The sequence below is a fragment of the Tychonema sp. LEGE 07196 genome (assembly GCF_963890365.1).
GTDB lineage: Bacteria > Cyanobacteriota > Cyanobacteriia > Cyanobacteriales > Microcoleaceae > Microcoleus.
The window spans coordinates 68,287-94,983 of record NZ_CAWPRX010000085.1 but is presented as its reverse complement, the minus strand read 5'-3'; the positions used below and the strand labels follow the sequence as shown (position 1 = coordinate 94,983).

The window sequence follows — 26,697 nt, the reverse complement described above, 5'->3', positions numbered from 1 at the left end:
GCTTTGGAGGACTTAAATATCTCCGGTATGATGCGTCGATGTCGAGTAAAAGTTGATGAGAAAACAGGTGGATTTCTTAAGAATGGACAGTCAAGGAAAAAAGGTCTAAACCGCTCTATCTCCGATGCTAGCTGGGGCGAATTAATTCTGAATATCGAGTATCTCGCTGCAAAGCAAGGAAAGGTTGTAATCAAAGTTAATCCCAAATACTCCAGCCAAGAATGCCGGAATTGCGGTCATAAAGACAAGTATAATCGAGATGGCGAAAAGTTCATTTGTACCGAATGCGGGTATCACGAACACGCTGATATTGGTGCTGCAAAAACTATTCGCTTTCGGGCTTTGAATTTGGTACGCGGGGACTCCGCGAAACCTGGCATTAGTGCCTAAACGCCCAAAAGATATCCTCACGCTCGATTGAGCAAACGTGGGGAGTTTGGGAACCCTAGAAATAGGGATATTGAAGTATAAATTCTTCAAGAATCCTCGTGCCTTCAGGCCGAGTGAGTGTCAACAAACTTTCGCACCACATCATAACGGCAAAATAGGACACCGCCCCGTTTGCTATTAATCAGTTACAAATTATATTTGTATTATAATTTACACCTTAAACGCGCGGATTTTTTCGCTCTAACTGTTGCCTGCAGACTCCTCAGATAGCATCGGAATTATATATTTTAATCATTGATAGTGCGAGCGGATTTGATATCATTAGTCATATCAAATCCTCTCTTAATCGGAATAGTAAATTCACTGTTGACTGTTGACTGTTAACTGTTAACTGTTGACTGTTAACATCATGTATGAGTGCAACTGAAATTGGTATCATTAGTCAGTTTGCGCGATCGCACCATTTTCCTTTCTTCCCTCTTCCCTCTTCCCTCTTCCGACGGACTTACATCCGTTACATCCCGTACATTGCTCGTTGCCGAACTTCCTTCTTCCTTCTTCCTTCTTCCCTCTTCCTTCGCGATTACCAAGGCGAACCGATCATGGTAAAAGCAGCCCAATAATAGGGATGCGACAAATTACGATCGCCCCTGGCGGCCAACTCCGGCGGCAAAGGCAGAGCTTGATTGTTGCCCGATCGCACCAAATAACCATCCTGCAGGCGCACTTCTCCCCGCAGCATCGCCAACTGCGCTTGACGCAAAGCCTCAGCCTTAATCGGCGCAGTACGCAACTGCTGGTAAAACTCAGTCATCAGCCCCAAAGTACCCGCATCTGACACATACCACAAACTCGCCAGAGCCGATTTTACCCCAGCGTGCACCGCCAACCCCGCAAACCCCAACTCAGCCTGTTCGTCACCCACCGCCGTAGTACACGCACTCAAAACCAACAACTCCACCTGCGGGTTCGATAACTTCAACTGATTCAACTGATTCAACCGCAACTTAGTATCCCAAAACTGAATGTAAGAATTTTCTGCCCCCCCGGGCTGAAAATCGCCGTGAGTCGCTAAATGAATAATTTTGTATTGCGGTTTATTGCGCTTTTCCTTCAAATTTGCCAGAGTAAAAGCTTCATTCAGAAAAGACGAACCAGGCCAAATCTTGCCCACAATTGTCGATATTTCCAACGGCACAGCCGGCAGAGGATTTTGATCGTATTTGGCCGGAAATTTCGACGCACCCATCGCCAAAACTTCCGAACCCCTAACATCGGCATAACGAGTATCAGTCAAACTCAAACTGGGAATCAGCCCCAAACTGTACTTTTCTACCAAAAACTGTTTGCCGTCAAAAAGAGCAGCCAAAGGCAAAGTTCGCAAACCGGCATCCATCGAAAACACCAAAGTGTCAATTTTGTTAGCCTCCAATTCCGGTTGCAGCGGTGCAATTAACCACTGATAAAGTTCCTGGGCTGGTGCCTTATAATCAGCAGTATTCAATCTCCGAGGAGTTCTCACAGCATTAGTGAATTCTTTGGCAACTTCCAACACAGTCTCGCGGCTTACAGACACGGTTTTAAAAACACTTTTGCCATCGGGCAAAAATAACATAAGTTCTAAATATCCCTGTTGCGCCCACACATAAACAATCGCCGGCTTAACCCCTGTCAAGCGATCGACACTGCTGAGAGTCTCTCGGATACTTTGCGGCGTGACCGACTTTTGAGCGATATTGCCACCAAAATAACGCTCAAATTCCTGGCCCTGAATTCTATCCCTTTGCTGCACAGCATCGATCGGACTTATTTGCATCGCACTCGATCGAGAAATCTCAGGAACCCTCACATTTCCGATACTTTCTATATTTCCACCACTCGCGGGCTTCTGTGCTGTCGCCGCGCTGCCGTTTCCTGTTGCCGCAGGCGCGGCCCCATCGGCATTTAACACCCGCGACGACAGCAGTACAGGAGAGGATGAGGAGGGGGAGTCAGTTTCGTTCGGCAGCACCTCAATAGACCCAGCAGCAGGTTCTGGCGAGACATTTGCGGTACTGCTCTTGGGCCCAGACGCGGAGGGGGGCTGAACGACAATTTGTTGAGAAGTGCCTGTAGTTTTCAGTTCCACAGTGGTAGTTTCTGCCGGACTCGGCACGATCGCCAGCGGTGTCCCAGTTGACAATTCCCCAGTCGTCGGCTTCGAGTTTCCCGCCGCCACAGTCGTCGTCTTGCAGTTTCCTGAGCGGCAAGCACTTTGCAACAACGTCAGCGAACCCGATCGCACCTGCCCGTCTGTAGAAATGCTAACGCTCGATGGGCGATCGGCAGTCGTTCCAGTTCCCGCCGCCCGAAACACTCCTCCCGCATCGATTGCAACATCGCCGCCGGTATTGCCGCGAGCTTTGATCGAAGCAACTTCAACATCTTTGAGCCCGTTAATCTCGATCGAGCCGGCACTTCCCGACTCCGAACTCGAATTGAGTGCCCCCGTCACGATCTGGCCGGGTGCGGCGATCGAGATATTGCCGCCGTTTTTGGCACCGAAAGCATTGACATTGCCCGCTGCTACCCCACCGGCGCTGCGGATGTTGATATCGCCCCCCGCCCCGTTCGCCGATCGAGATGAAACAACACCAGCAGTTAAGCTACCCTGACTGCTAGTGATATTAATCCCCCCATTCGAGGTAACGTCTCCGACAGCGACAGTACCTGCGATCAGAGAAATTGTGGCGTTATCAGTACCGGCGATCGCACCCGTTCCCGCGATCGCGCCGGTGCCAAAAGGCGATCGGATCGTCGTCGAGTCTTGAAATGTCACCGCCGGGACTGGTGTAGAATTTGTTGAATTTGGTGCTGTTGTGGGCGGAACAATAGTGATCGTGCCGCTACCGTCAGCACGGCCGATCGCTACGGAAGTAAACCCGTTCCGCAGCGAGTTCAATTTTGCAGCAGTCAAGTCCAAAGCCTCAGTCTCAGCAGCACCGGCAATAGTAATATTCTGAGCCGGATCGGACGGTTGCAGCACCAAATTGCCGTTGCTGGCGATCGAATTCTTACCGCCCGTCAAATCAATTTCATTACCTGTCAGAGTAATATTTCCCCCTGTTTGGGAACCGCCAGCTTCGATCGCCCCTGCTGTCACTCCCGCAGCGCCCGTCAGCGTCACGTTACCCCCTATATCGCCCTTAGTGTCGATCGAGCCTGCAGTCACCGTACCCTCTGCCGTAACGCTCACATCACCAGCCGACGTGCGCGGCAGCTTGGAAGAATTGACAGAAGTGCTGATGCTGGGGGGAGTTCCCGTGCGTAGCTGACCGGTTGTCACATTCCCCGTCGTGCTGGCGATGCGAATTTCTTGATTGTTGGTAGTGATATTTCCGATGCGAATATTGCCGTCAGCTTTCAGAGTAATTGAGGCATCGTCAGCCCCAGTCAAAGAATTTGTAGTAGCAATTGTTCCCAAACCCGCCGGCGATTGAATAATTAGCGGGTCATAAAATGTGAAATCGTTAGCAATCAAAATCGCACCGATACCGTTGCTGCGACCGATCGTAATTCCAGCAAACCCGTTTTCCAAACTTCCGAGGTCCTTTGCTGTCAGATTCAAATAAATATTAGTACCGACATCTCCAGAACCGCCGATCGCAATATTTTGACCGGGATTCCAAGGCTGCATTACCAAAAAGCCAGTACCGCCGATCGAATTATTGCCACCAGTCAAATTAATTTCATTACCAGTCAAAGTAATATTTCCCGAACCCCCTGCGACGAAGCTCACTCCCAGAACGTTCCTAGCCGTCAAAGTTACATTTGCCGCAGATTTAGAGCCGCTAGCATCAACTTTTTGGACTGTGACATTCTGGCCTTCCAGCAAAATATTTCCGCTAGTACCGCTGCTAGAATTAGATGCCGAAATATTGTTAGCAACCGTTGTTCCCGGACTTGTTAAACTAATATTTCCGCCGTTGCTCGACAAATTGCCCGCCGTAATTTGACTTCCCTCCAGGGCGATCGCACCGCCAGCCGTGCTAATTGTATCTCTAGGATTCATCGAAAAAGCACCCGCACCGCTGCGATCGGCATCTGCCGTGAATGTCACCGAACCAGTAGTGGCCGCAAAGCTCAACTTACCGTCCGCCAAATCAGCAATTTTAATATCGTTGAGCGCTTCCAGAACCACATTTGCCGTCCCCGACAGACTTTCCAAAGCTCTGGTAGAAATTGTCAGCGAAGCATCGGAATTATTTAACTGTCCCGGTGGAGTTCCTGCCAAAATATTATTGTTAGCAATAATTTCCGCATCACCCGCCGCTGCTTCGGAATCTGTAATTAAAATATTCTCCGGATCTAGCAGCAAAGTCCCCAAACCATTTGTGCCGGAAGTATCGACTTTACCGTCAAAAATCAATCTTTGCTTGCCCGAAACTTCCACAAACCCGCCGGTACCGCCGCTGCCGCCAGTTGCAGAAACGCCCGTCGCGCTGATGCTGCCCAAAAATGCTGCAGTGTTGTCCGCCCAGACAAAAACTCTGCCGCCGTTACCGGAGTCTGTGGCGTTGGCGGCGATCGAACTTTTGCCATCCACATAAGTCATCGTCGCATTCGGCACAGTTCCCTCGCCCCGGTAATCTCCCCCGATCCGTACCGTTCCGCCGCCGTCGGCCCCCGAAGCATCAATCTTCGCTCCCAATAGCCCTACCTTGTCGCCCAACACGCTGATACTGCCTCCCGCGCCCCCCCCCGCAGACACGTCCGCAGCACCCGATACCAGCGCAGTTCCAGCCATTGCAGGCACTGTTTGGCCGCCCGTCAGCACGACTTCACCGCGATCGTTCACAGTTATACCCGTAGCCTCAGCAACACCTTGCCCCGAAAGCAGTCGAGGCAAACTCAGGGGAGAAAAAGGCAAAGTTTTCGCACCCGACACTCCCGCACCCGGAGTAAATTCTAAACTCAGCAAAAGCCCGTTTTGACTCAACCGCACGCGATTTTCGCCAGGGACGGCCGCCACAGTAATTTGACCGCCGGGGGCTGAAAGTTTCCCGGTACTGATGACAGTACCGCCCAGCAAAGTCAAATTTTGCCTGCTTCCGACAGCCAAATCGCCGGCATTGACAATACTCCCCGACTGCGCGCCAAAAGCAAAAGTATTAGGCTCTCCGACGAGGGCCGCGTAGTCGTTCGCCCCGGTGCCGTTGAACCAGCCGCTGTCAAAACCGATACCGCTAGCGGTGGTAGCAAAAAAAGACCCGGACACGTCGAGTCGGGCATTGGTTCCGAAAATAATCCCTGCGGGGTTCATCAGGTACAAGTTAGAATTGCCGCCGCTAACTTGAATTAAACCGTTAATTAACGAAGCGTCGCCGCCGACAACGCGGCCGAGGATATTTTTAATGGTTGGATTGGAGATAAAATTGGCTGTCTCGCCAGAATTCAAACCGAATCGAGTAAAACTGTGGAACAGATTTGCTCCGTCTCGCGAGGCTGTGCCGCCTGTAATGTCGTAGCGAGCGCCCGGTTTTGCGGTGATGGCGGTGCCGGTGCCCTCTGCTGCTGGAACGATCGACTCTGCAGCAGCAATTTGAGATTGGGGATAAATTGCTACAATCGTCCATCCCCTGCTGTTTTCTTTGAGGAAAACCAGGTTAGGCAAAAAATCTAATATCAAAAATCCAGCAAGGGGAATTGCTGCCAGAATCGATCGCACAGCACGTTGAGCATTCATAGGTTTGCCTCGATCTAGACTTAAATTCGAGTTAAAAATGGAGATTTTAGCTAATAAAGAGTCGATCGCACCCCAATGCTGACACTTCCTAACGCTAGCTCTCGATCGCAAATTTCTAAATTTAAGTCTAATTTTGATTGTGTCACCAACATAGCAAACACATAGACCAAGTGTCGAAACACACAGTTTTGTTTAAACAAAGAGAAAATTATGAGCGATCGAGTTGTCCGCGCGATCGGTTTGACAGGGGGCATCGCCACCGGAAAAACCGCTATATCTAATTATCTGGCAGATGCCTGTGGATTTCCGATTTTAGATGCCGATATTTATGCCCGCGAAGCCGTGCAACCCGGTTCGCCAATACTTGACTCTATTGTAGAACGATACGGCGCTAGTATTTTGTTTTCCGACGGCAATTTAAATCGGCCAGAGTTAGGAAATATTATTTTTTGTAACGCAGCCGAACGGCAGTGGTTGGAACAACAGATTCACCCTTATGTACGCCGCCGATTTGTGGAAGCAACTCAAAACTGCATTGCTTCACATAATCCGGTATCACCAAATACATTGACAGTAGTTTTGGCAGTGCCGCTGTTGTTTGAAGCTAACATGACAGATTTGTGTACCGAAATTTGGGTGGTGTACTGTTCGCCCGAAGTGCAGTTAGAACGGTTAATGCAGCGAGATGGCTTGAATTGCGATCGGGCGAATGCCCGGATTCGCGCTCAGATGCCGCTAGCTCAAAAGTGCCAACAAGCCGATGTTGTTTTGGATAACTCCTCAACCCTCGACTCGCTGTTCGTGCAGGTAGACAAACAACTGAGTCGATTAAAGATTTGATATTTGAGATTTAGGCATCTGCTACAAAATAAATTTATCTGCGTTTATCTGTATTTATCTGCCTGATATCTGCGGTTTCGCGATCAAAAATTTATGCAATCAGCTTTACCGGTTATTAATCGTGACCCATTGTTGCCGAAAAATTCTTTATCAATAAATTATGAACTTAATCTGAAGATTCGCAAAAAGTTACAATTTGCGGTGTTTGTTTGCTTGTTTCAAGAGGATTTAAAAAAAACCAAACGTTGAATAATTTTGCGATCGAGCAATTGGACGAAAACTCGAACTTACGAGCGCATCAGCGAGTTGAATGAGGGGTTTTACCCCCTTTTGACGAAAACTCAAAACAATCCCAGGTGCTGTCAATTACGAACTGATAATCTCGCCACAATTTGATTTTTTTACCTGATATCAGAGTACAAGCTGCGTATCAAGAAATGGAAAATACAAACACCCAATTTTATGATGCGCGTTTACTCTTCCATTATGATGTCAAGCCTGTTACTGAGCGCCACTGCAGTTAACGCTCAAAGCTTAGAAGCTCGATCGACCTTTTTATCTCAAGACAGCTCTGCTTCGGAAATTATCACCCCTCGATTCGACACTCAAAGCTTTCATGCAGATACCGACAAAGATACCTTGCCCGAACGGGGCAGCGGCAGATAAACCGTCAAAAAAAGAATGTTTTTGCCCCAAAAAAAAATTAAGGTAAAGCGCGGGTAGGAATCTTCGGCTTTACCTTGATTTTTTATTTTGATGCTTTACTCTGGGGCAGCTTCGCCGCCCACAACCACATCGCGAATCCGCAAACTCGGGCCGCCGCAGCCCACGGGTAAACCGCTTTGTCCTCCTTTGCCGCAGCCGCCGGATTCATCCCAGTAAAAATCGTCGCCGATCGCCTCAATATCGGCTAAAGTGCTGAAAACATTACCCGAAAGAGTCACATCCCGCACAGGTTCGGCCAATTCGCCATTGCGAATCATCCAAGCTTCCCCAGCGCCAAAAGTAAACATTTCGCCGTTAGTCATCCCGCCCTGCCAATTGCGTGCATAAACTCCTTCTTTGATCCCAGAAAATAAGTCCGGCACCGGCGTATCGCCTCTTTCGATCCAAGTATTAGTCATGCGGACGATCGGCGGATAATGATAATTCAAACAGCGAGCGTTACCGGTAGGCTTTTCTCCCAACTTACCCGCTGTTTCCCGCGAGTGCAGCCGCCCGACTAATGCGCCGTCTTTAATTAACTGAGTAGTAGTCGCCGGAGTGCCTTCATCGTCGTAGTAATAGCTGCCTCGGTGTCCCTCCGGCGCGGCACCGTCGAAAATTTGCAAGTTTTTCGGGCCGAATTGGCGGCCGAGGGTCATCACTTCCAAAATATCGGGGTTTTCGTAGGCCATGTCGGCTTCGGAAAGGTGTCCGAAGGCTTCGTGGACGAACAATCCGGTCAAAATTGGGTCGATGACGACGGTGTAGGTGTTGCCTTGGACGGGGGGTAAGGCTAGGGAATCTACGGCGCGCTGGGCGGCGCTGCGAACTTGGGTTTCAAGTTCCATTAAATCTTCGTAAGCTTTGCGGGAACCGGTGGTTTCCCGGCCTGTTTGTACGGTTTCCCCGCTGCGGGCTGTGGCGGCAAAGCGCATTTCCATGTCTGCCCAACCTTGTTCGAGCATGGTGCCTTCGGAGGTGGCGAGGATGATGCGCTGGGTGCTGTCGCCGTAGCGCACGGAGATGGTGGCGATGCGGGGGTCTATGCTGCGGAGAATTGCGGCGTAGCGATCGCACAATTGCTTTTTGTCAATTAAGGGCACCAGACGGGGGTCTGTTCCTGTCAGCGGCAGGAAGCAAGTGTCCTGTACGGGCGTTACTGGCGCGAGAATTGTTTCTTCTTCGCCGATCAGTTTGGCCGCGGCGATGGCTTCTTCGATTCTTTCGGCGAGGGTGGAAAGTCGGTTGAAACTGGCAAAGCCCCAGCCGCCTTTGTGACAAGCTCTGACTTGGCCTCCAATTGAGATTCCTTCGCTGAGGGTTTCAATTTTTTCGCCCCGCAGCAGGATGTCGGTTCCTTCGGCTTCTTCGAGTCGAATTGCTAGATAATCTACTTGGTTGCGGTAGCGTGCCATTAAGTCTGACAGCAGATTTTTTGAGTCGGCGATCGAGGTGGGCATAAGGAAAGCAGGGTGTTTGACTGCATCCATTTTGCACTTTTGTTAGGGCGATCGGGCTTGTTGGTGCAAAATATCCACTCCTTGCGCGGAGATTGCGACTTATTGGTACGGTTCTGCCAATATCGTTAGTTGACAAATATAGATATCCTGTGGGTTAGGGGCAAGACGCAAGAAATTAGGCTGGTTGTTTCCGTCCTACTGCTGCTTAAATTCTCGCTCCTAAACATTCCTATAAATAAATACTTCATTCTTCACGTCTGTGAAGGTGGGCTTATAACTACTGTGAATACTTACTTTCTACCAACAATCAGCGAAATTTTAGCCTCCTCTGGCTCTGAAAATGACCTCAGTCCCGATCGCCGGTCGATCGCCCAAAACGGCCGCCCGAAGTGTCCTGGGAGTCGTGCGGCTGCTAGACAGAAGGCTGAGCGCGAATGGTACGGGGCGATCGCAACTTTGAATCAAATGCTCGATCGGCAAAAACACTGTCTCTCCCCAAATTCCAATTCTTGTCAGGGATTGGTTTTGTCCGGGCCGTCTTCGGTTTTGACAGAGCCCGCTGTCGTTTCCGGTTTTGCTAATTGGATTTTTACCAGTATTCCCGACAACGATGCAGGTTTGTGGTCTTTTCGTGCTAGACAAACTTTAGCTTTGCTACCGGCGGCGGAGGAGCAAATATCTGTACCGGAGGCGGCCCCGGCTTTAGCTTTGGCGATCGGCGATCCTTTAGCAAACGAGCAGTTTTGTTTGGTTTTAACTGCTACTTTTAGTCTGGTAATGGTTTTGGGTGAAAATTCGGCGGGAATTCCGGCTTTTCTATTTTCTTTCGACCCGCAAATCGCCGCCAAAGCTTGGGAAGTTTTGCGGCGCAGGGTGACTGAAAGCGATTGTTTGCTTGCCAATTCTGACGGCGGTATCAATTTGCCAGTCAGCCAATTAACTCATAATTCTACGAAATTAGACGCGCAATTCCAGCAGTTTTTGCCTGTAGCTCCAAACTATCAAACAGTCGCGCAGTTCACCCGCTTGCTGCTGCATAATTTGCCCCTTGGAAAAGACGATGTGGCAAGGGGAAAAAATGAAAGAGTTGATGATAGCTTCAAAGGGCGGGAAAATATCAATTGTAAGTCTCATCTGCCTCATGCTACCAAAGAAGTGGAATTGCTACAGGCGATCGCCCACGAAGTCCGCACTCCTTTGGCCACCATTCGCACCCTAACTCGGCTGCTGCTTAAACGTCCCAAACTCGAACCGGTGGTGGTGAAGCGTTTGGAAATGATTGATGCTGAGTGTACCGCTCAAATTGACCGCTTCGGTTTAATTTTCCGCGCCGTGGAATTGGAAATGTCGCAAGCTAAAAATTCTGGGATGCAGCTAACAGCAATGTCCCTCGGTGAAGTGCTGCAAAATAGCATTCCCCGCTGGCAAAAACAAGCAATTCAGCGCAACCACACTTTGGAAATTATTGTACCCCAAAAATTGCCGGCGGTAGTCAGCGATCCGACAATGTTGGATCAGGTTTTAACTAATTTGATTGAGAATTTTACTCGAACTTTGCCTTCGGGGAGTCGCATTCAGGTAGAAGTGACTTTGGCGGGCGATCAGTTAAAGTTGCAGTTAGAATCTGAGCACCTACCTGAAGGTAATAGTACCTCGACTTTTGCAGCTTCAGCGAATGCTCCTTTGCGATCGATCGGGCCTTTGTTGATGGTGCAGCCGGAGACTGGAAGTTTGAGTTTAAATTTGAGCGTGACTAAGAATTTATTTCGAGCAGCGGGCGGGAAATTAGTAATACGCCAGCGACCGCAAAAAGGCGATGTAATGACCATATTTTTGCCGCTGCAATAGTCATTAGTCATATCATTTCCGGTTGCATCGGAATTATATATTTGGATTGTCAGTACGAGCTTCTCGCTCGCGATCCGTGTCGCGAGTGAGAAGCTCGCACTAATGATATCAGGAATGAAAAATAAATAACTTGCCCAATTAAACCCCAGAAGCCTTAATCCAAGGTAAACTATTGCTCTATTAGTCACCTTATTTATTTTTCATTGCTCAATTCCAGTTGCACCAAAATGATAGGTAGAAAACAAAGCCGTGTCCTGAATATAGGTAATATTAATTCCGATGCTACCGGATTGGATATCATTGGTTAGTTGTTATTTGTGATTGGTTAACAAATAACAAATAACCAATAACCAATAACCAATAACCAATAACCAATAACCAATAATATTCACTCAATGAAAAGCTCAATCACAAACTGAGTTCCTTCTCCCAGTGCCGAAATACAACTCAGTTTACCCCCATGTTTTTCTTCCACAATCTGACGGGCGATCGCCAATCCCAATCCCGTTCCTTTCCCAGCCTCTTTTGTAGTAAATAGGTAGTCAAATATCCGCAATTTTACTGAATCCGACATACCCTGGCCGTTATCTTCGATCCGAATTACTACGGTTGAAAGGTCGATCGACATTTCAGTAAAAATCATAATTCGCCTAGGTTCGGTTTCTAATTCCGCAAAGGTTCGTCCAACGCACCCTGCATCCAAAGCATCGATCGCGTTAGCGATAATATTCATAAACACTTGATTTAATTGATCGGAAAAACAATTAATCGCTGGCACATCACCGTAGTTAGTAATCACTTCAATGGCTGGACGCAGATTATTTGCCTTGAGGCGATGGCGCAGAATTAGAATAGTGCTATCGATCCCTTCATGGAGGTTAAAAATCTGCTTTTGGTTGCTGTGGGCGCGGGAGAAAGTGCAGAGGCTTTTACTAATAGATACAATGCGATCGCCTCCATCCTTCATGGCTCTGATTAAATTCGGTAAATCTTCCCTCAAATATTCTAGCTCTATCTTCTCTAGTTCCGCAGTAATTTCTGCACCTGGTTGGGGAAATTGACGGCGATACAAATCAATTAAACCAAATAAATCATTGATGCTATCTTCCACAGCATTGACATTACCCATCACACAAGCAATGGGATTGTTGATTTCGTGGGCAACCCCCGCCACCAGTTGTCCCAGAGTGGAGAGTTTTTCTTGCTGCACCAATTGCAATTGAGCATTCTGCAAGTCATGAGTACGTTCTGCCACTCGTTGTTCTAAGGTGTCGGTGAGTTGCTTTAAGCGCCAGTGAATTTTCACCCTTGCTAATACTTCTTGGGCTTCAAAAGGTTTGGTGATGTAGTCTACCGCCCCCAAGGACAAGCCTTCGATTTTATTCTCCGTATCTGTTAAAGCCGTCATGAAAATTACTGGGATACCTTTAGTGGCGGGGTTTGCTTGGAGGCGGCGGCAGGCTTCAAAACCATCCATTTTGGGCATTTGCACATCGAGTAAAATTAGTTCTGGATGAGCATAAGACACCATAGCTAGGGCATCTTCGCCATCCACTGCCATGCGAACTTTGTAATTTGCTGATTTTAAGGTTTTGGAGAGGACAGACAAGTTAGTTGCATTGTCATCTACAATCAAAATAAAGGGATCGGTTGAGTCAACCATAGTTTATATTCCTTTTAATTAAGCGAGATATTGCTGAATAAATGCCCGCAGTTTTTTGATCTCGAACGCTTCAGTAATCTGGATGACTTCTCGGACAAAAGCGACATTATCCCCATCTGGGATTTGCTGGGCGACTTCTATTACTCCATCTAGATCGCCGACTTTGGCCAGTTCCGAAAGTTGGGTCAAGATGGCGTGAGACGGTGGCTTAATTTCTTGAGCGACACCATACTCATTTAGCCGATCGCCTTTTTGATCCTTGTATAGCCAATCCAACTTTAAATATTTTTGTATTTGTTCTAGCAACGTTTCAGCTTGGATGGGTTTGGGCAAGAAATCATTGCCGCCTGCCTTAATACTATTGTGGCGATCGATCTCAAAGACACTGGCGGAAGAAACCAGCACGATGTGATGTTGTAGTTCTGGTTGCGATCGCAACTTCTTCACAAATTCAAACCCATCCATTACGGGCATTGCCAAATCGGTAATAATCAAATCTGGCGCTGTCTGTAAAACTTGTTCTAGTCCTTCGAGTCCGTTGCTAGCTTCAATAATTTTAAAACCAATCGGTTCTAAAAGATTGAGCAACACCGAACGATTTTCCCAGCGGTCATCGATCAATAAAATTTTACGCCGTTCTCCTGCATAGCCGACAATCGCCGCTTGTTGCACCACCAACAAAGACTCCGCCCAATCCTTAGCTTCTGGCAATTTCAGCTCAAAGGAAAAGGTGCTACCTTCGCCTGCAACGCTCTGTACCTGAATTTCACTATCCATCAAGGAGACAATTTTATGGCTAATTGCTAGTCCTAATCCAGTACCTTCTGATTGTTTATTGATATTACCTACCTGTTCAAATGGTAGGAATATTTTTTCGACTTGTTTGGGGGTCATGCCTACGCCGGTATCTGCGATAGTAAAGCGAAGATGTGTCTTCTTTCCCTCATCTATTATATCGAGTATATCTACTCTGAATGTCACTTTACCCTGTTCTGTGAATTTAATGGCATTGCCCAACAAGTTAACTAATACCTGACGCAAACGCTTTTCATCGGCAATGACTCCAATAGGTAAGTTGGCATCTGGAAGGAAGTCGAAGCTAATTCCTTTTTGTTCTGCCCGAATAGAGTTGATTTCTACAACGCTTTGGAGAAAGGAAGGGAAGTAGAATGAGGCGGGATAGAGTTCTAATTTGCGGGCTTCGATTTTAGATAGGTCAAGGATATCGTTAATCAGGGTGAGAAGGTGGGAGCCGCACTGGTAAATGATGTCAACGCCGTTATTCTCTTTGGAGGTGAGGGATTCGCTGCGTTGCAGGATCTGAGCATAGCCGAGAATGCCGTTGAGGGGGGTGCGGAGTTCGTGGCTCATGTTGGCGAGAAATTCGCTTTTGGCTTGGTTGGCGTTATCGGCAGATTCCTTAGCCATTTGTAACTCAGTTGTGCGCTTTTCCACTCGATATTCGAGTTCTTGATTGGTATTTTCAAGGGCTGTAAATGAATCACGCAACTGTTGAGACATACGATTAAATGATTGAGCTAATATTCTTAACTCTCTGACATTCGAGAGTTGAACTGTTTGTTCTAAGTTGCCTTCGGCAATTGCTTTTGATGCTTGACTAAAACGGAAAATAGGAAGCGAAATCCAGCGAGAAGTGTAAATTCCTAAAGTTATAGCTAATAGTAAGGCGGCAATACACAGCAAGATGGTAGTACGAGTATTGGCATTGATTTGTGCCATGAATTCTGATTCTGGGATTGCCACCACAGTCAGCCAGTCAAGCCCTGGTTTTTCTTGAAATGGAGAAACTTGCACAAACTGCCTAGCACCTTTGAGATCGAAGTCCAAGATTTGAGAGGAGTTGATTTGACTCAGACTACCAAATTTACGAATTAAATACTGGGTGGCAGTTTTTGTAAGCAAGTCATTGCTATCGGCTGCGGCAACTCGTTCTAGTTTGCCTTGCCGATCGCGAAACAGCGATTCATTAGTTGAGGTCGCAAGCAATTTACCAGTTCGTTCAATGATGAAGATTCTCCCCTGTTGACCAACATCGAGCTTTTGCAGAAAATCTCCGACAGTCGATAGGGTTAGTCTAGCGATCAGGATTCCTTGAAATTGTTTAGTTTGATTATATATAGGATGCACATTCAGAAAGATCAGCTTTGGCTGATCTTTATGTTTAATCACATTCGTCCAGTAAGGTTTATCTGTGCTTTTAGCTTGCCGATACCAAGGCTCAGGGCGGAAGTCAACATTTTCGGTGCGCTTCAACAAAGTGATGCGATCGCCTTTTTCGTCCAAGCTATAGGTCGAAAATGCAAAATCAGTCGATCGATCGTAAATAAATAAAGTGGGGCGATTGCCTTCGTGTCGAGATACCGTAATAAATTCTCGTTCCTCGTTGAGAATTCCAATGGAATCAATTGAATCAAATACCTGAGTTTGAGCGAAGAGGTGTCGCTGCCAGTCTTTTAAGGAAGTTGTTTTGAGCCATCCAGCATTAATGGCATCTTGGTTAATTTGGTTTGCCTGCTGTGGAGCTTTTAGATAAGTTTGTAAATTTTGATTAACACGTAACGTAATTTCGTTACGTAACTGCGTTGCTACGTCATTAACCGCCCGTTGTCCATTTCGCAGCGACAGATAGCCAGTCAGTCCCACTGCGCCAAAGATTTGCAACACGAACGGAACTATGAGTAACGCTTGTAGGGGTAAACGATGGATAAAGGCGCGATCGTTATGTGTTTTTGCGTCGGCGGACATATCGGCATTCCTTCCCAAAAGTTAAATTAGATAAAAATATAGTCTATTTAATATTTTTTAATACAGATTTTGATGGCAACGCTGTAATTTAGGTCACAAGCCAACCTGTGCGATCGTCTATTTCCAGATTCGTGACACTTTTACTAGGAGAGAACTACCCAGAACAGGGCTAACGCCTAGGTTTGACTCTTAGGCGGTTTTCACCCTAGTCTTATCTAGGGCTTACTGAAAAAGTCCACAAATCGAATCTAGGTGCCAAACAGCTTGAAAAATGGGAGATTCGGAGATGGGTTCCCAAATTTACTCCACAATTTTCCACCGAAATCCAAGGATTTTGAGCCGACAAAGGTCATAACCTTACACTTTTTTATCTTTAAAAATCTTGAAATCCTTGGCAGTCATAGCTTCTAATTTATTCATCAAGCCCTAAAGTAGGAATACGAATGATGACTGCGGACTAAAGTCCGCACTGCGAACCTGAATTAAATCGGTCAATTGACCGGACACGAACTCAAAAGTAACCGTACAAAAATCCCGAATTTTTGTAAATAATAATTTTGGGCTTTGTATATTGAGCCGTTCATATTCTAACTCAGCAACGCCAAATTATTTACTAACTTTTTTTGTAAAGAGGAATGACGATTGTAAATTCTGTTCCTTCTCCAAGCGTTGAATTAACCTCGATTTTTCCTCTATGCTTCTCGACAATAATCGCATAGCTGACTGAGAGTCCTAAGCCCGTACCCTTCCCCACAGGTTTTGTAGTAAAAAACGGTTCAAATATCTTATTGAGTGCCGACGGTTCTATCCCTATACCATTGTCTGCGATACGAATCACTGCATTGCGATCGCGATCGACCGAAGTCTGAAGCATCAGAGTCAGTTTTTTCTTATTTTTCTTAAAATTAGCTCCGTTCTCCTGTTGTCGCAAAGCGTCTATGCTATTACTCAGAATATTCATAAACACCTGATTGAGTGCCGATGCGTAACAGTTGATTAAAGGAATTTGACCGTAGTCTTTAATTAGTTGGATTTCCTGATGTTTTTCACTAACTTTGAGTCGATGCTGCAAAATTAATAAAGTGCTATCAATCCCTGAATGAATGTCGATCGGTTTAATTTCAGATTCATCAAGGCGAGAAAAGTTCCGCAGAGATTCGACTATTTGGCGAATGCGCTCGGTTCCTGTCGTCATCGAAACTAGGATCATCGGTAAATCTTCAATGATAAACTCTAGGTCGATTTCGTCGATTTTTGCTTGAATTTTTGGTTGGGCTTGTGGGTAGAGTTCTTGATATAAGTCAATTAACTCAATTAAAGATGTAGTATATTCATGGGCATGGTTAAGATTGCCGTGAATGAAGTTAACGGGATTGTTGATTTCGTGAGCAATTCCGGCAACCAACTGTCCTAAACTTGACATTTTTTCTGTTTGAATGAGTTGGGATTGAGTCGCGTAAAGTTTTTGGAGGCTGGCTTCGAGTTGAGTGGCTTTTTCTTGTAACTGCTGGGTGCGTTCTTCCACCTTTTGTTCTAGGGTGTAGGAATAATCCTCTAATTGGCTGTAGAGTTGAGCGTTTTCTAAGGCGATCGCCGCTTGGGCCATCAGCAGTTCGATCACTTGCAGGCGATCGCGAGTAAATACCGCTTGGGTTAAGCGATTTTCTAAATAAAGAATTCCAATTAATTTGCCTTTATTGACGATCGGAGTACACAATAAACTTTTGGGCTTTTGCTTTTGAATATAAGCATTCGAGGCTAGATAACTCTGAGCAGCATCATCAATGACTACAGTTTCCTGAGTGCGAGAGACATAGTTAATGAGAGAATGAGGGATGTTTTTACTTGATTGAACAGGAATTTCTCGCCTTACATAAAAATTATTATCTGTCGTTCGATCGCCTAAATCAGCCGTGGCTTCTATAACTAAATTCTCATCCTTTAGTAAAATTAAATCGCATTTATCTGCTCCGGCATTTTCCATGACGATTTTCACTAAGGTAGAAATCAATTGCTCCAGTTGAATTTCACGAGATAAAGCTTGGGAAGCTTTGAGGATGCTGGCAAAATCTAGACACTCAGAAATGCTACTGCTGCTAGAATGAGTGCTTGGGATAGTTTGATGAGAAATAGACGAGCGATTGCTGTTTGAAATTAGGGTTTCGTTGAGGATTAATCGATTTTGTGGCCTCTGCAAGATAGCAGTCAAAAGCTGAGGATAGCGTGTTGTTAAGTCATCAATTTTTGATTTTGCTCCCCAATTGGAATAGCAATAGTAGGCTTCTTGTAGATAGCTTGCTGCAAATTTTTCTTTACCCCAGCCGAGGTAGAACTCGGCCGCTAGTTCGTTAGCCAGGGCTTCTTCTTGAAGATATCCCGTATCTTTTGCACCTTGAATTGCTTGGTCATAATACTCTATTGCTTCAAGCACATTCCCAAATACTCGTGCTTGTTCTGCCTTAATCAACAAATACTTATGGAGAAAATTCTGCGGAGCACAATCAGACCATTCTCGGAGGTTTAATTGATTCTTCTCGATCGCCAGCATATATTGTTTCTGCTGGCTCGGTTCAGCTTGAGGGTAGACGGCGAGCAGAATCAATGAGTGATAAAAATTATAAACACTGCTCACAATCAATCCGGTCGCAGCTTGTATGTATTTGCCAGCCAGCAAAGTACAATCTAAAGCACTCGCATATTCCTTAAATAAATATAAAATATTTGCTTTGGCAACACCTAGCGCAAATAAGGACATATAATTGTTCGTATTTTGCCAAAGTGGCAGGAAGTACACTTCATCAAAATGCTCTCCAATCAATAGCAGCTTGTCAGCCGATTTGCCTTGTAAATTAAAGGTAGATTGCGCCCATATTTTTGCGTAATACAAGGCAAAATCATGCTTATTTTTGATTAACAATTCAAGGTAAGGAGCTTGTTTAGATTCAACCATTTCTAGTCTCTCTCCAGTTAAAAATAGATTTTTACAATAGTGCATGGCGTTATAACTAGCCCACTCCAAATCCCCAGTTTCTAAACCACTTTGGCATCCTTCTATAAAAGCATTAAGTGTCGCTTTTGCTGGCTCTTTCCACAATCGAATAGTACAATTAAATAAATTATAAATTCTGGCTTTAAGTGCAGCATTTTGAAATTGTTCTAACAACTTTAATGCTAATTTTCCAGCATGATATCCTTGCTCAATACCTCCAGGCGATCCGGAGAGAATAGTGCCATAGAGCACATAAGCATAAGCGGATAATCCAGAATATCCACCTTCAATGGTAAAATTTACTATCGTTAAAATCAGGGGACGAACCATCTCGGATCTGGCAATATAAATGGAAGGAAAAAGTGCCATGAGAATCCGCAACGTAGCGAGTTGCTGCGGATCGGTCATTTCTGGAATCTTGTCTAAATCTTCAAATCGTGGTAATTCTGGCATCCCGCGATCGCCGATACTGGCATCGATGTTAATTCCCAACTTTTGCAATGCTTCCAAACCTGTATCAATCGCTTTTATCATCATACTTTGTGACTGAAAAGATTGAATTTGCAGCTCATACATTTTGAGACTATCGAGTAAATTTAGAGCTTGGGATAAAATCATTTGACCCAATTTTTCTACCCGATCAAAGTTACCATTCAGATATTCTACTTCTGCTGTTTCAAGACAAACAGCCAGGGTCAAATCGTACTGATTTTGCCAACTATCAGATTCTAGTAATGCCCAACTAATATTTAAATATCTGGCAGCATCTGCATAGGCTGTAGCAGCTTTGGCTTTTTTTCCTGCCAGTAGATTTAGTGAGACGAGATGATTTAATTGCTCTGAATCTGTTATTATTTCAACACCCATATTGAGCTGATTAACAATATCAAAAATATGGTCTTTCAGGGTTGATTGAGGTGTTTTTGTCAACAAAAGCTGACCAATTTTTAAATGTGTGGCTTTTTTTTGTGATTCTGGAATCAGGGAATAGGCAGCTTGCTGAATCCGATCGTGTAAAAATCGATATATTACTGATTCATGAGTAGTATCGGTTGTCTGAACTGTTCCCAAATAAAACTTATAAACTTCATTTTGGGGTATAATCAGCCCTGGTTGCAAGGCTTTCCATAGGTGAGTGGCAGCCTCGGCTTCTGTTTGCTCTGAAACGATCGCCAAAGTAGACAAATCAAAAGAGTTGCCAATACAAGCTGCTAGTTGGAGGATAGTTTGGGTCGCTGTTGGTAGTTTCTGTAACTGCAACGCCATGAATTCCACGACATCATCGGTCAATGCGGCCGATCGCACTTTGGCGATATCGCATTGCCAATGTCCTAATTGAGGCTCAAAGTTAATGAGGCAATCTTGATGCAGAGCTTTCAGAAATTGGGTGGCAAAAAAGGGATTACCTTGGGTTTTTTGAAATACCAAATCCGTGAGTGGTTGCGCTAATTCAGTCGAGCAATTCAGCGTATTCGCTACCAACTGATTCAGGCTGGCATGACTCAGGGGTTGTAACGTAATTGTATTAACTATCGAGTCGCTTTGGGCGATCGCTTCCAAAGTCAGCATCAACGGGTGCGCTGCAAACACTTCGTTATCCCGATAAGCACCTATCACTAACAAGTAGCCTGCTGTAGATTCAACCATCAAAAGTTGCAGCAACTTAAGAGATGCCGCATCGGCCCATTGCAAATCGTCCAAAAATATTACCAGAGGATGCTCTTGGGTTGTAAAAACTTGGATAAACTTTTGAAATAGTAAGTTGAAGCGATTCTGAGCAGATGTTCCCGACAGTTCCACCGCTGGCGGCTGAGGACTAATAATCCGTTCTAATTCGGGAATCACTTCAATAATTACTTGTCCATTTTCCCCAACAGCTTCCAGAATCTGCGTTTTCCAAACCTGCAACTGAGCATCACTTTCGCTCAGCAATTGTCCCATTAAATCTCGAAATGCTTGCACAAAAGCCGAGAAGGGAATATTGCGGTTAAATTGGTCGAATTTGCCTTTGATGAAATAGCCGCGCGCTCCGACAATCGGTTTGTGGACTTCGTTAACAACGGCGGTTTTTCCAATGCCTGAAAATCCGGCGACTAGCATCATTTCGCCACCCCTGTGTCCCCCCTTAGTAAGGGGGGATGAAAGGGGGTTCGCTACGCGATCAAAGGCCTTGAGTAGGGTTTCTACTTCCGTTTGGCGACCGTATAATTTTTCAGGAATGGTAAAGCGATCGCTCAGATCTCGTTCTCCCAATTTAAACAAAACGATGTTTCCTGTTTTTTGCCACTGAGACAGACATTTTTCTAGGTCATGCTTTAATCCTAATGCGCTCTGATAGCGGTCTTCAGCATTCTTCGCCATCAATTTGCTGACAATTGCCGAGAGTACCGCCGGGATTTCTGGATTAATTTCAGACAGTGATGGCGGTTGTTTGGCAAGATGGGAGTGTACCAATTCCATCGGATCGTGAGATTGAAACGGCAACTCTCCTGCTAGCAATTCGTAAAAAGTAACGCCCAAAGAATAAAAATCTGTGCGGTAGTCAACGCCGCGATTCATCCTGCCCGTTTGTTCGGGAGACAAATAGCCTAATGTGCCTTCCAATAAGTTGGGACTCATCAGAGTTTGAGTATCTCGCGGGAGCAAAGATGCGATGCTAAAGTCAATGAGTTTGACTTGTTTTGTTTGGGGATTAATTAAAATATTGGCTGGTTTAATATCTTTGTGAATTATCCGGTGGCAGTAAAGTAAATTTAATGTATTGCTAATGTCGATCGCCACTTGCAAAAACTCGATCAGTGTCGGCGCAGTTTCCCCTTGTTCCATCCATTTCTTCAGAGAAATTCCACCGAAGTCTTCCATTACTAGCGCATAGCTGTTTTGGTAGGATTCTAAGCTGTAGGTGTCGATGATTCCGGGCAAGTTGAGGTTTTTGGCAATGGTATACTGATTGCGAAATTGCAACAGTTCGCTGAAGCTGGGATACTGGTTCCGCAAGACTTTGATGATGACTTTTTTTTTGTCCTGGAGGCGAGTTCCGCGATCGACTAGAGTGCGAGTGCCGGAATAAATGCGATCGAGAATTTGATACCCTGTTAGTTCGATCATAGCGATAGTTATTTTTTTGGTAAAATATTTACCGTTACTATTATAATAGTGCAAATCAGATTGGAGTATAGTATAAATACTCAAAAATAGAAGAATTTTCACAACTAGCCAGCAGCTAACGATTAACCGTTAATCGTTAACCGTTAACCTAATATCAATTTCATAAAGTAGCGCTAGATATTACCTCAACCCCCCAAAGCATCGGGGGGCTAGGACTTTATCTATAGCATATCTTTAGGAAATTGTATAATTAATTCATTCGGGCTTTTAAGGCATCTCGCGCTTGTTCTCGATCGTCAAAATGGACTTTTTCGGTGCCCAAAATCTGATAATCTTCGTGTCCTTTTCCGGCAATTAGTACGCCATCTCCGGGTTTAGCGTCCATAATAGCAGTGCGAATAGCTGCCGCGCGATCGCCCATCACGACGGGCTTTACGGTGGCGGGGATACCTGCGAGAACATCTTCCAAAATGCGATCGGGATTTTCAGTACGCGGATTGTCGGAAGTAACAACGGCTAAATCGGCCAATTCTGCCACGATTTTACCCATAATTGGGCGTTTCGTGCGATCGCGATCGCCACCGCAACCAAACACGCAAATCATCCGCCCCGGAATAAACGGCCGCGAAGCCTTCAACAAGTTCTCCAAACTGTCGGGAGTGTGCGCGTAATCGACAATCACGCTAATATCTTGGTCGGGACTAATTTGCACCCGTTCCATCCGTCCCGGTACTCCCGGAAACTGAGATAATTTCTCCACAATTGCGGACAAATCTAAACCCAATTCTAAAACAGCGCCGACAGCAGCCAACATATTTGATAAATTGAACTGACCGACTAAAGGCAAAACAAAAGGAGTTTCGCCCTTGGGAGTGTGCAGCATTCCCTTAACTCCATCGGGCTGATATTGTAAATCTGAAGCATACAAATCAGCCGTTTTGTCGGTAGTGCTGTAACTCCAAACTTTCTCCGATTTTAAACTTTCAACAATTCGCCGTCCGTAGGCATCGTCAATATTAATTACAGCGCGATTCTTGAGATAATCGGAACCGAACAACAGAGATTTCGCCTCAAAATAATCCTCCATATCCCGGTGATAATCGAGATGGTCTTGAGTCAAGTTTGTAAATACAGCAACTTCAAAAGTACAGCCCAAAACCCGCTGCTGCGCTAAAGCGTGGGAACTGACTTCCATCACGCCGTATTTGCATCCAGCGGCGGCAGATTCTGCTAGTTGTTTTTGCAGGTCAACCGCAAAAGGTGTGGTGTAAAGTGCAGTTTGTTGGAAACCGGGCCAGCGAGTGTAAAGCGTGCCGAAAATCGCGGTAGACAACTGCATTTCATTGAGCAAAAATTCAATTAAATGAGTTGTGGTAGTTTTGCCGTTGGTACCGGTAACGCCGACAAGTTTTAATTTGTTAGCTGGATTCCCGTAAAATGCGGTTGCTATTTGACCGCAAACTCGAGACATATCGGCTGCTGCGATGACGCAGGGAAGCTCTTCTAGCCCCCCCTTGCTAAGGGGGGGTTGGGGGGGTGTTTTCTCGGCTGCTTGAGTGGAAATTATGGCGGCAATTGCACCGCTGGCGATCGCGCTTTGCCAAAAATCTCCCCCATCTACGCGAGTTCCCGGCATTCCTAAAAACAAATCTCCCGCCCCGCAAGCGTGGGAATTAGTCGATAAACCCTTGACTTCTGCATCGAGGGCCAGATGTTGGGTGTCAAAGGAAATGCCGGGAAGTGCTGCTAATAATTCTCTCAATTTCATCTGAAAAACTCCTCACTTGGATGTCTTGAATATGACTTATACCAATTTCATATGAAGTTGCATATATCCCGATCCCCCTAAATCCCCCTTAAGAAGGGGAGTAGGGGTTGACTTTGAGAAGAATCTTGTCCCCCCCTTATTAAGGGGGGTTAGGGGGGATCAGATTCTATGCAGCCTCATAAAAAAATGGTATTACGCAATTATTTTAGCCAGTCTGGGTGCGGCTTTGCAGTGCTTGGCGGTGTACGCCCCACACAGCTATTCTGTGCGCGGTGTGCATCGCGAGACTAGGATTAAACCCTGAATTTTTGGGTAAATCCTATTATTATTGCGACGCATCAATTTGCAAATGTTTCTGTAACATTTGCTCCAATTGGGCGACACTGCAGCGGGGAGAAGGACGGGGTAACAGTTCTTCATGGGAGAAGGTAGGTTCGACAGCAGAATTTATTGGCTGGGGCTGCACTTTAAACAAAACTGGAACTTCGTACTGATAAGCTGCAAACCAATCGTCGCGTTGGGTAATATCTCGGACTTCGAGTTGAAATTGGAGGCTTTCAATCTGTTCTAGTTTTTCTTGCAACCCTTCGCACAAGTGGCATCCGGGCTTGCTGTACAAAATCAATCGCATCATTAGAGTAAGATTAAATTCGATCTTAAATTATCGAACGTGCGATCGCAAGTTGGCGAACCCAACGCGAGCAAGACACAACTCGCGACTTTATTGTTCGCAATGTGCGATCGAAGTTATCTTAGCATTGGCGGCGAACAGATTACCGCCATTGACAATCAAAACACCACTACAAGCCTATCGTTTTCTTTCTTCTCTTTCTCTGTGCCCTCTGCGCCTCTGCGGTAAAAAAATAAATCCCGTTCACAAATGAAAGAGTTAAATTTATTCACACCTCCTAATTATCAACTTAACCTTGACTAATAAATCAAGCTTTAGTATAGTATATGAAGTAGCCCTACAAAAAGGAGGCAGTATGGACTGCACCGAATACGCAGAAGCAAAGCGAAAAGCAGCTAAAAAAATTAGCGCCGATATTCGAGAACGCTGGAACAATCGCATTGTTCAGCGGGAATTGCACTTGATGGGTGAAGCGGGGGCGGTGCAGTATTTGGCTGATTACGGGCGCGGCATCGGTACGGCAAAAGTTATTGGTTTTGCGCTGTGTGCGGAGTCGGAAGGATACCCGGAAATGGCGGTGGGATTTTGGAAAAGAGCGTTTGAGTTGGAAACTGGAGAAAAGCCGGCTGAAAACACCCAAAGCAAGTCTACCACTAATGGTACTCCGGCGGCAAAATCAAAGGCTGCTGCCAAAATAGAGACTGCAAACAATCCGATTGTTCCCGAATTACCTGCGAATTTGCAGCCGGGAAGGATTGTGACGATGCAGCCGGTTGATGCGCCCAGCGATCGCTCTTATTATATCGAAAATCCCGATTATTGGGGACAGCCAAAACGGGACGGGAACCGAGTTGTGGTTGTGGCGACGCCAGATAAAGTGTACTATCAATCGCGATCGACTAACCTGCGACAACAAGCATCAATTGCGATCGATCGCGCATTAACAGACACAGCCGCTCAAATTGACACCTTTGTTTTAGACGGCGAACTGTATTACAAAAGCTGTACCGGCAGCGAACACCGCACGGGAGCGCAAGCTGCTACAGTTAATATTGAAAGCGGTTTTCCAACCGTTCAGCCAACCGCAGTTTATGCCATTTTCAAATGTTTGTTTTCCCGCGGCAAAGACTTGACTGGGCTGGCAGAATCGGAACGAATTGCCGCCGGGGTTGCTGTTGGTGAATTGCTGGTAAGTTTATCTTCACAAATTGAAATTATACCGACATTTCGCACGGAGTCGGAAAAACTTTTATTAGCAAATCAGCAGGAATCTGAAAACAGAGAAGGCGAAGTTTGGATTTTGCACAACTGCTGTTATGTGGGCGGGAAAGATGTTAAAAAGTTTTCGATGGTGCGGACTAAATACTGTCAGGAATACGAGTTGTTGATTGTCGGGTTGACACCGACTAAAGTTGCGGGGCGGCCCTTTAGCGCGATCGAAGTCGCGCAAGAAGTTGGGGGCAAATTAGTGCCATTAGGAACAGTGGGAACGGGCTTTAGCAGCGGGGAAATGCAGGAAATTGCCCGACTCTACGAGGCTAACCCTGGGGGAGTTAAAATTAAAGTGCGATCGCAGGGATTGACGGAAAGCGGCAAACTTTGGCACGCGCGATTTCTGGAAATTTGTTAAAACTGACAGAAGAGCACCCTTCGTGTGGAAGCTCTTAAAAACCGGGTTTCTGAACGAAAGATATAGGTTGTGATGCTAAATATTGCGGTCAGAAACCCGGTTTTTGCCACAGGTGCTCTTCTATCAGTTAAAATAGGACGGCGGTTGAAACCGCGTCTATATAAACAAAGTCTGCCTCCGCAGACTGAAGAAAATAAGACGAATCAATGTTTTTCAGCAAAAACAATTTCTACATCCTTATCAATCAATCTGAAATCCAAATTGAATGTTTTCGACTCAATGCTGAGGAAAATTGGGTTTCTCAAACTTACGGGCAAGGAGATGAGTTATATCGTTGACCGTTGCATCGGAATGATTTAACCTTACTAGAACACAAAGAACACAGAGAACACAGAGAGAAATGAAGAATTCCGATGCTAACGGAATTGATATTAGAGTTGACAAGTATAGATTTTCGCGGCCCGATCGCCCAAATTTATCAAAAAGTCCCCGGCATGATATTATGATGTATGAAACAACTTTTTCAGCCCCGCAATCCTCTGGTTCGTACCTTCGCCCAAACCTTAAAGCGCTACTGTCCCGACGCGCAAAATTTGCTAAATTCCGGTGCAATCGAAACGGAAATCGACTTATTTAAAAATCGTTGCCAACAATCGCTTCCCGAAACTTTTTATGATTTTTATCGCTGGTATAACGGTTCGGCTTATGAGAGTTCAGAAAATAAGTGGCTGTTGCCTTTTGAACACGGCAGGAGTATTTTATCTTTGGCATCTATTGTGAAGGAGAAAAAATTTTGGGACACCCAGAGTCAAGTTAATTTTCAAGAATGGCAGCCCGGAGAATATTGGAACAAAGCATGGATTCCGTTTATGAAAGTAGATGATTTGTGGCTGCGGGTTGTGGATACAAAAGGCTGTTTTGACGGCACTCCCGGACAAATTATCAGTTTTGAGTGCAAAAACGAGCCTTTGAGAAGCATTGAATGCGATTCCTTTGATAAGTGGCTGGAAACTGTTATTGCAAAAATTGAGTTAGAATGTTTGTTTAAAGAGTTTCACGAAATCGGGTTGGAGGAAGAAAAGGCAATTTTTGCGATCGACAAACGCATCAATCCCAATCGACACAGCGTCGAATTAGCACCTATAAATACATAAAATACTTGGTAAAGTGAGGA

The 26,697-nt window shown here is 45.6% G+C and carries 15 protein-coding genes; 6 read left to right on the top strand and 9 right to left on the bottom strand.

Annotation, left to right across the window (positions count from 1 at the left end; translation table 11 throughout):
- A partial coding sequence (locus tag AACV78_RS10670; RefSeq protein WP_228042162.1) for an RNA-guided endonuclease InsQ/TnpB family protein occupies window positions 1-390 on the top strand: 390 nt, incomplete at its 5' end.
- 407 nt (window positions 391-797) lie between these two features.
- On the opposite strand, the gene AACV78_RS10665 is transcribed toward AACV78_RS10670, so the two are convergent.
- The 3 genes from AACV78_RS10665 to AACV78_RS10655 are packed head-to-tail and all read right to left on the bottom strand — an operon-like array spanning window position 798 to window position 6,297.
- The gene (locus AACV78_RS10665; protein WP_194011551.1) at window positions 798-980 is read right to left on the bottom strand and encodes a hypothetical protein; all 183 of its coding nucleotides are present in this window, start codon (window positions 978-980) and stop codon (window positions 798-800) included.
- Window positions 974-6,115: a CHAT domain-containing protein gene (locus tag AACV78_RS10660; RefSeq protein WP_194011550.1), complete on the bottom strand. Its 5,142-nt coding sequence runs from the start codon at window positions 6,113-6,115 to the stop codon at window positions 974-976. The genes AACV78_RS10665 and AACV78_RS10660 overlap by 7 nt, the downstream gene beginning before the upstream one ends.
- Before the next feature lie 50 nt (window positions 6,116-6,165).
- A complete protein-coding gene (locus AACV78_RS10655) occupies window positions 6,166-6,297 on the bottom strand; it encodes a hypothetical protein (protein ID WP_255512999.1) in 132 nt (43 codons plus the stop codon).
- A 28-nt stretch (window positions 6,298-6,325) separates the two neighbouring features.
- Here AACV78_RS10655 and coaE point away from each other — a divergent pair, with 28 nt between their 5' ends.
- Together coaE and patX are read left to right on the top strand one after the other, a co-directional pair.
- Window positions 6,326-6,955, top strand: coding sequence for a dephospho-CoA kinase (gene coaE / locus AACV78_RS10650; protein ID WP_194011549.1), 630 nt, complete (start codon window positions 6,326-6,328; stop codon window positions 6,953-6,955).
- Between the two features lie 462 nt (window positions 6,956-7,417).
- Window positions 7,418-7,621 (top strand): heterocyst-inhibiting protein PatX, encoded by a 204-nt coding sequence (gene patX, locus AACV78_RS10645; RefSeq protein WP_194011548.1) that lies wholly within the window; start codon window positions 7,418-7,420, stop codon window positions 7,619-7,621.
- A 95-nt stretch (window positions 7,622-7,716) separates the two neighbouring features.
- On the opposite strand, the gene AACV78_RS10640 is transcribed toward patX, so the two are convergent.
- Entirely contained in the window at window positions 7,717-9,120 is a 1,404-nt protein-coding gene (locus AACV78_RS10640) for a TldD/PmbA family protein (protein ID WP_194011552.1), read from the bottom strand.
- Window positions 9,121-9,402: 282 nt separating this feature from the next.
- Between AACV78_RS10640 and AACV78_RS10635 the strand changes: the two genes are divergently transcribed.
- Window positions 9,403-10,968, top strand: a complete 1,566-nt coding sequence (locus AACV78_RS10635) for a sensor histidine kinase (RefSeq protein WP_194011547.1) — start codon at window positions 9,403-9,405, stop codon at window positions 10,966-10,968.
- A gap of 388 nt (window positions 10,969-11,356) precedes the next feature.
- Here AACV78_RS10635 and AACV78_RS10630 read toward each other — a convergent pair whose 3' ends face one another.
- From AACV78_RS10630 to AACV78_RS10610, 5 genes are all read right to left on the bottom strand, one after another.
- Window positions 11,357-12,631: a sensor histidine kinase gene (locus AACV78_RS10630; RefSeq protein WP_194011546.1), complete on the bottom strand. Its 1,275-nt coding sequence runs from the start codon at window positions 12,629-12,631 to the stop codon at window positions 11,357-11,359.
- A gap of 18 nt (window positions 12,632-12,649) precedes the next feature.
- Entirely contained in the window at window positions 12,650-15,397 is a 2,748-nt protein-coding gene (locus AACV78_RS10625; RefSeq protein WP_194011545.1) for a hybrid sensor histidine kinase/response regulator, read from the bottom strand.
- 613 nt (window positions 15,398-16,010) lie between these two features.
- Window positions 16,011-21,494, bottom strand: coding sequence for a trifunctional serine/threonine-protein kinase/ATP-binding protein/sensor histidine kinase (locus AACV78_RS10620; RefSeq protein WP_194011544.1), 5,484 nt, complete (start codon window positions 21,492-21,494; stop codon window positions 16,011-16,013).
- A gap of 250 nt (window positions 21,495-21,744) precedes the next feature.
- On the bottom strand, window positions 21,745-23,262 hold the full coding sequence (locus tag AACV78_RS10615; RefSeq protein WP_194074286.1) for a UDP-N-acetylmuramoyl-L-alanyl-D-glutamate--2,6-diaminopimelate ligase: 1,518 nt from the start codon (window positions 23,260-23,262) through the stop codon (window positions 21,745-21,747).
- A gap of 325 nt (window positions 23,263-23,587) precedes the next feature.
- On the bottom strand, window positions 23,588-23,893 hold the full coding sequence (locus tag AACV78_RS10610; RefSeq protein ID WP_194008532.1) for a glutaredoxin family protein: 306 nt from the start codon (window positions 23,891-23,893) through the stop codon (window positions 23,588-23,590).
- Between the two features lie 295 nt (window positions 23,894-24,188).
- Between AACV78_RS10610 and AACV78_RS10605 the strand changes: the two genes are divergently transcribed.
- Entirely contained in the window at window positions 24,189-25,523 is a 1,335-nt protein-coding gene (locus AACV78_RS10605) for an ATP-dependent DNA ligase (protein ID WP_228042160.1), read from the top strand.
- 509 nt (window positions 25,524-26,032) lie between these two features.
- A complete protein-coding gene (locus AACV78_RS10600; protein WP_194008523.1) occupies window positions 26,033-26,677 on the top strand; it encodes an SMI1/KNR4 family protein in 645 nt (214 codons plus the stop codon).
- Window positions 26,678-26,697: the final 20 nt, after the last annotated feature.

Coding starts and splice junctions, on each gene's coding strand:
- AACV78_RS10660 (WP_194011550.1), bottom strand. CDS start 6,115: ATGAATGCTCAACGTGCTGTGCGATCGATTCTGGCAGCAATTCCCCTT.
- coaE (WP_194011549.1), top strand. CDS start 6,326: ATGAGCGATCGAGTTGTCCGCGCGATCGGTTTGACAGGGGGCATCGCC.
- patX (WP_194011548.1), top strand. CDS start 7,418: ATGATGCGCGTTTACTCTTCCATTATGATGTCAAGCCTGTTACTGAGC.
- AACV78_RS10640 (WP_194011552.1), bottom strand. CDS start 9,120: ATGCCCACCTCGATCGCCGACTCAAAAAATCTGCTGTCAGACTTAATG.
- AACV78_RS10630 (WP_194011546.1), bottom strand. CDS start 12,631: ATGGTTGACTCAACCGATCCCTTTATTTTGATTGTAGATGACAATGCA.
- AACV78_RS10625 (WP_194011545.1), bottom strand. CDS start 15,397: ATGTCCGCCGACGCAAAAACACATAACGATCGCGCCTTTATCCATCGT.
- AACV78_RS10620 (WP_194011544.1), bottom strand. CDS start 21,494: ATGATCGAACTAACAGGGTATCAAATTCTCGATCGCATTTATTCCGGC.
- AACV78_RS10615 (WP_194074286.1), bottom strand. CDS start 23,262: ATGAAATTGAGAGAATTATTAGCAGCACTTCCCGGCATTTCCTTTGAC.
- AACV78_RS10610 (WP_194008532.1), bottom strand. CDS start 23,893: ATGCGATTGATTTTGTACAGCAAGCCCGGATGCCACTTGTGCGAAGGG.
- AACV78_RS10600 (WP_194008523.1), top strand. CDS start 26,033: ATGAAACAACTTTTTCAGCCCCGCAATCCTCTGGTTCGTACCTTCGCC.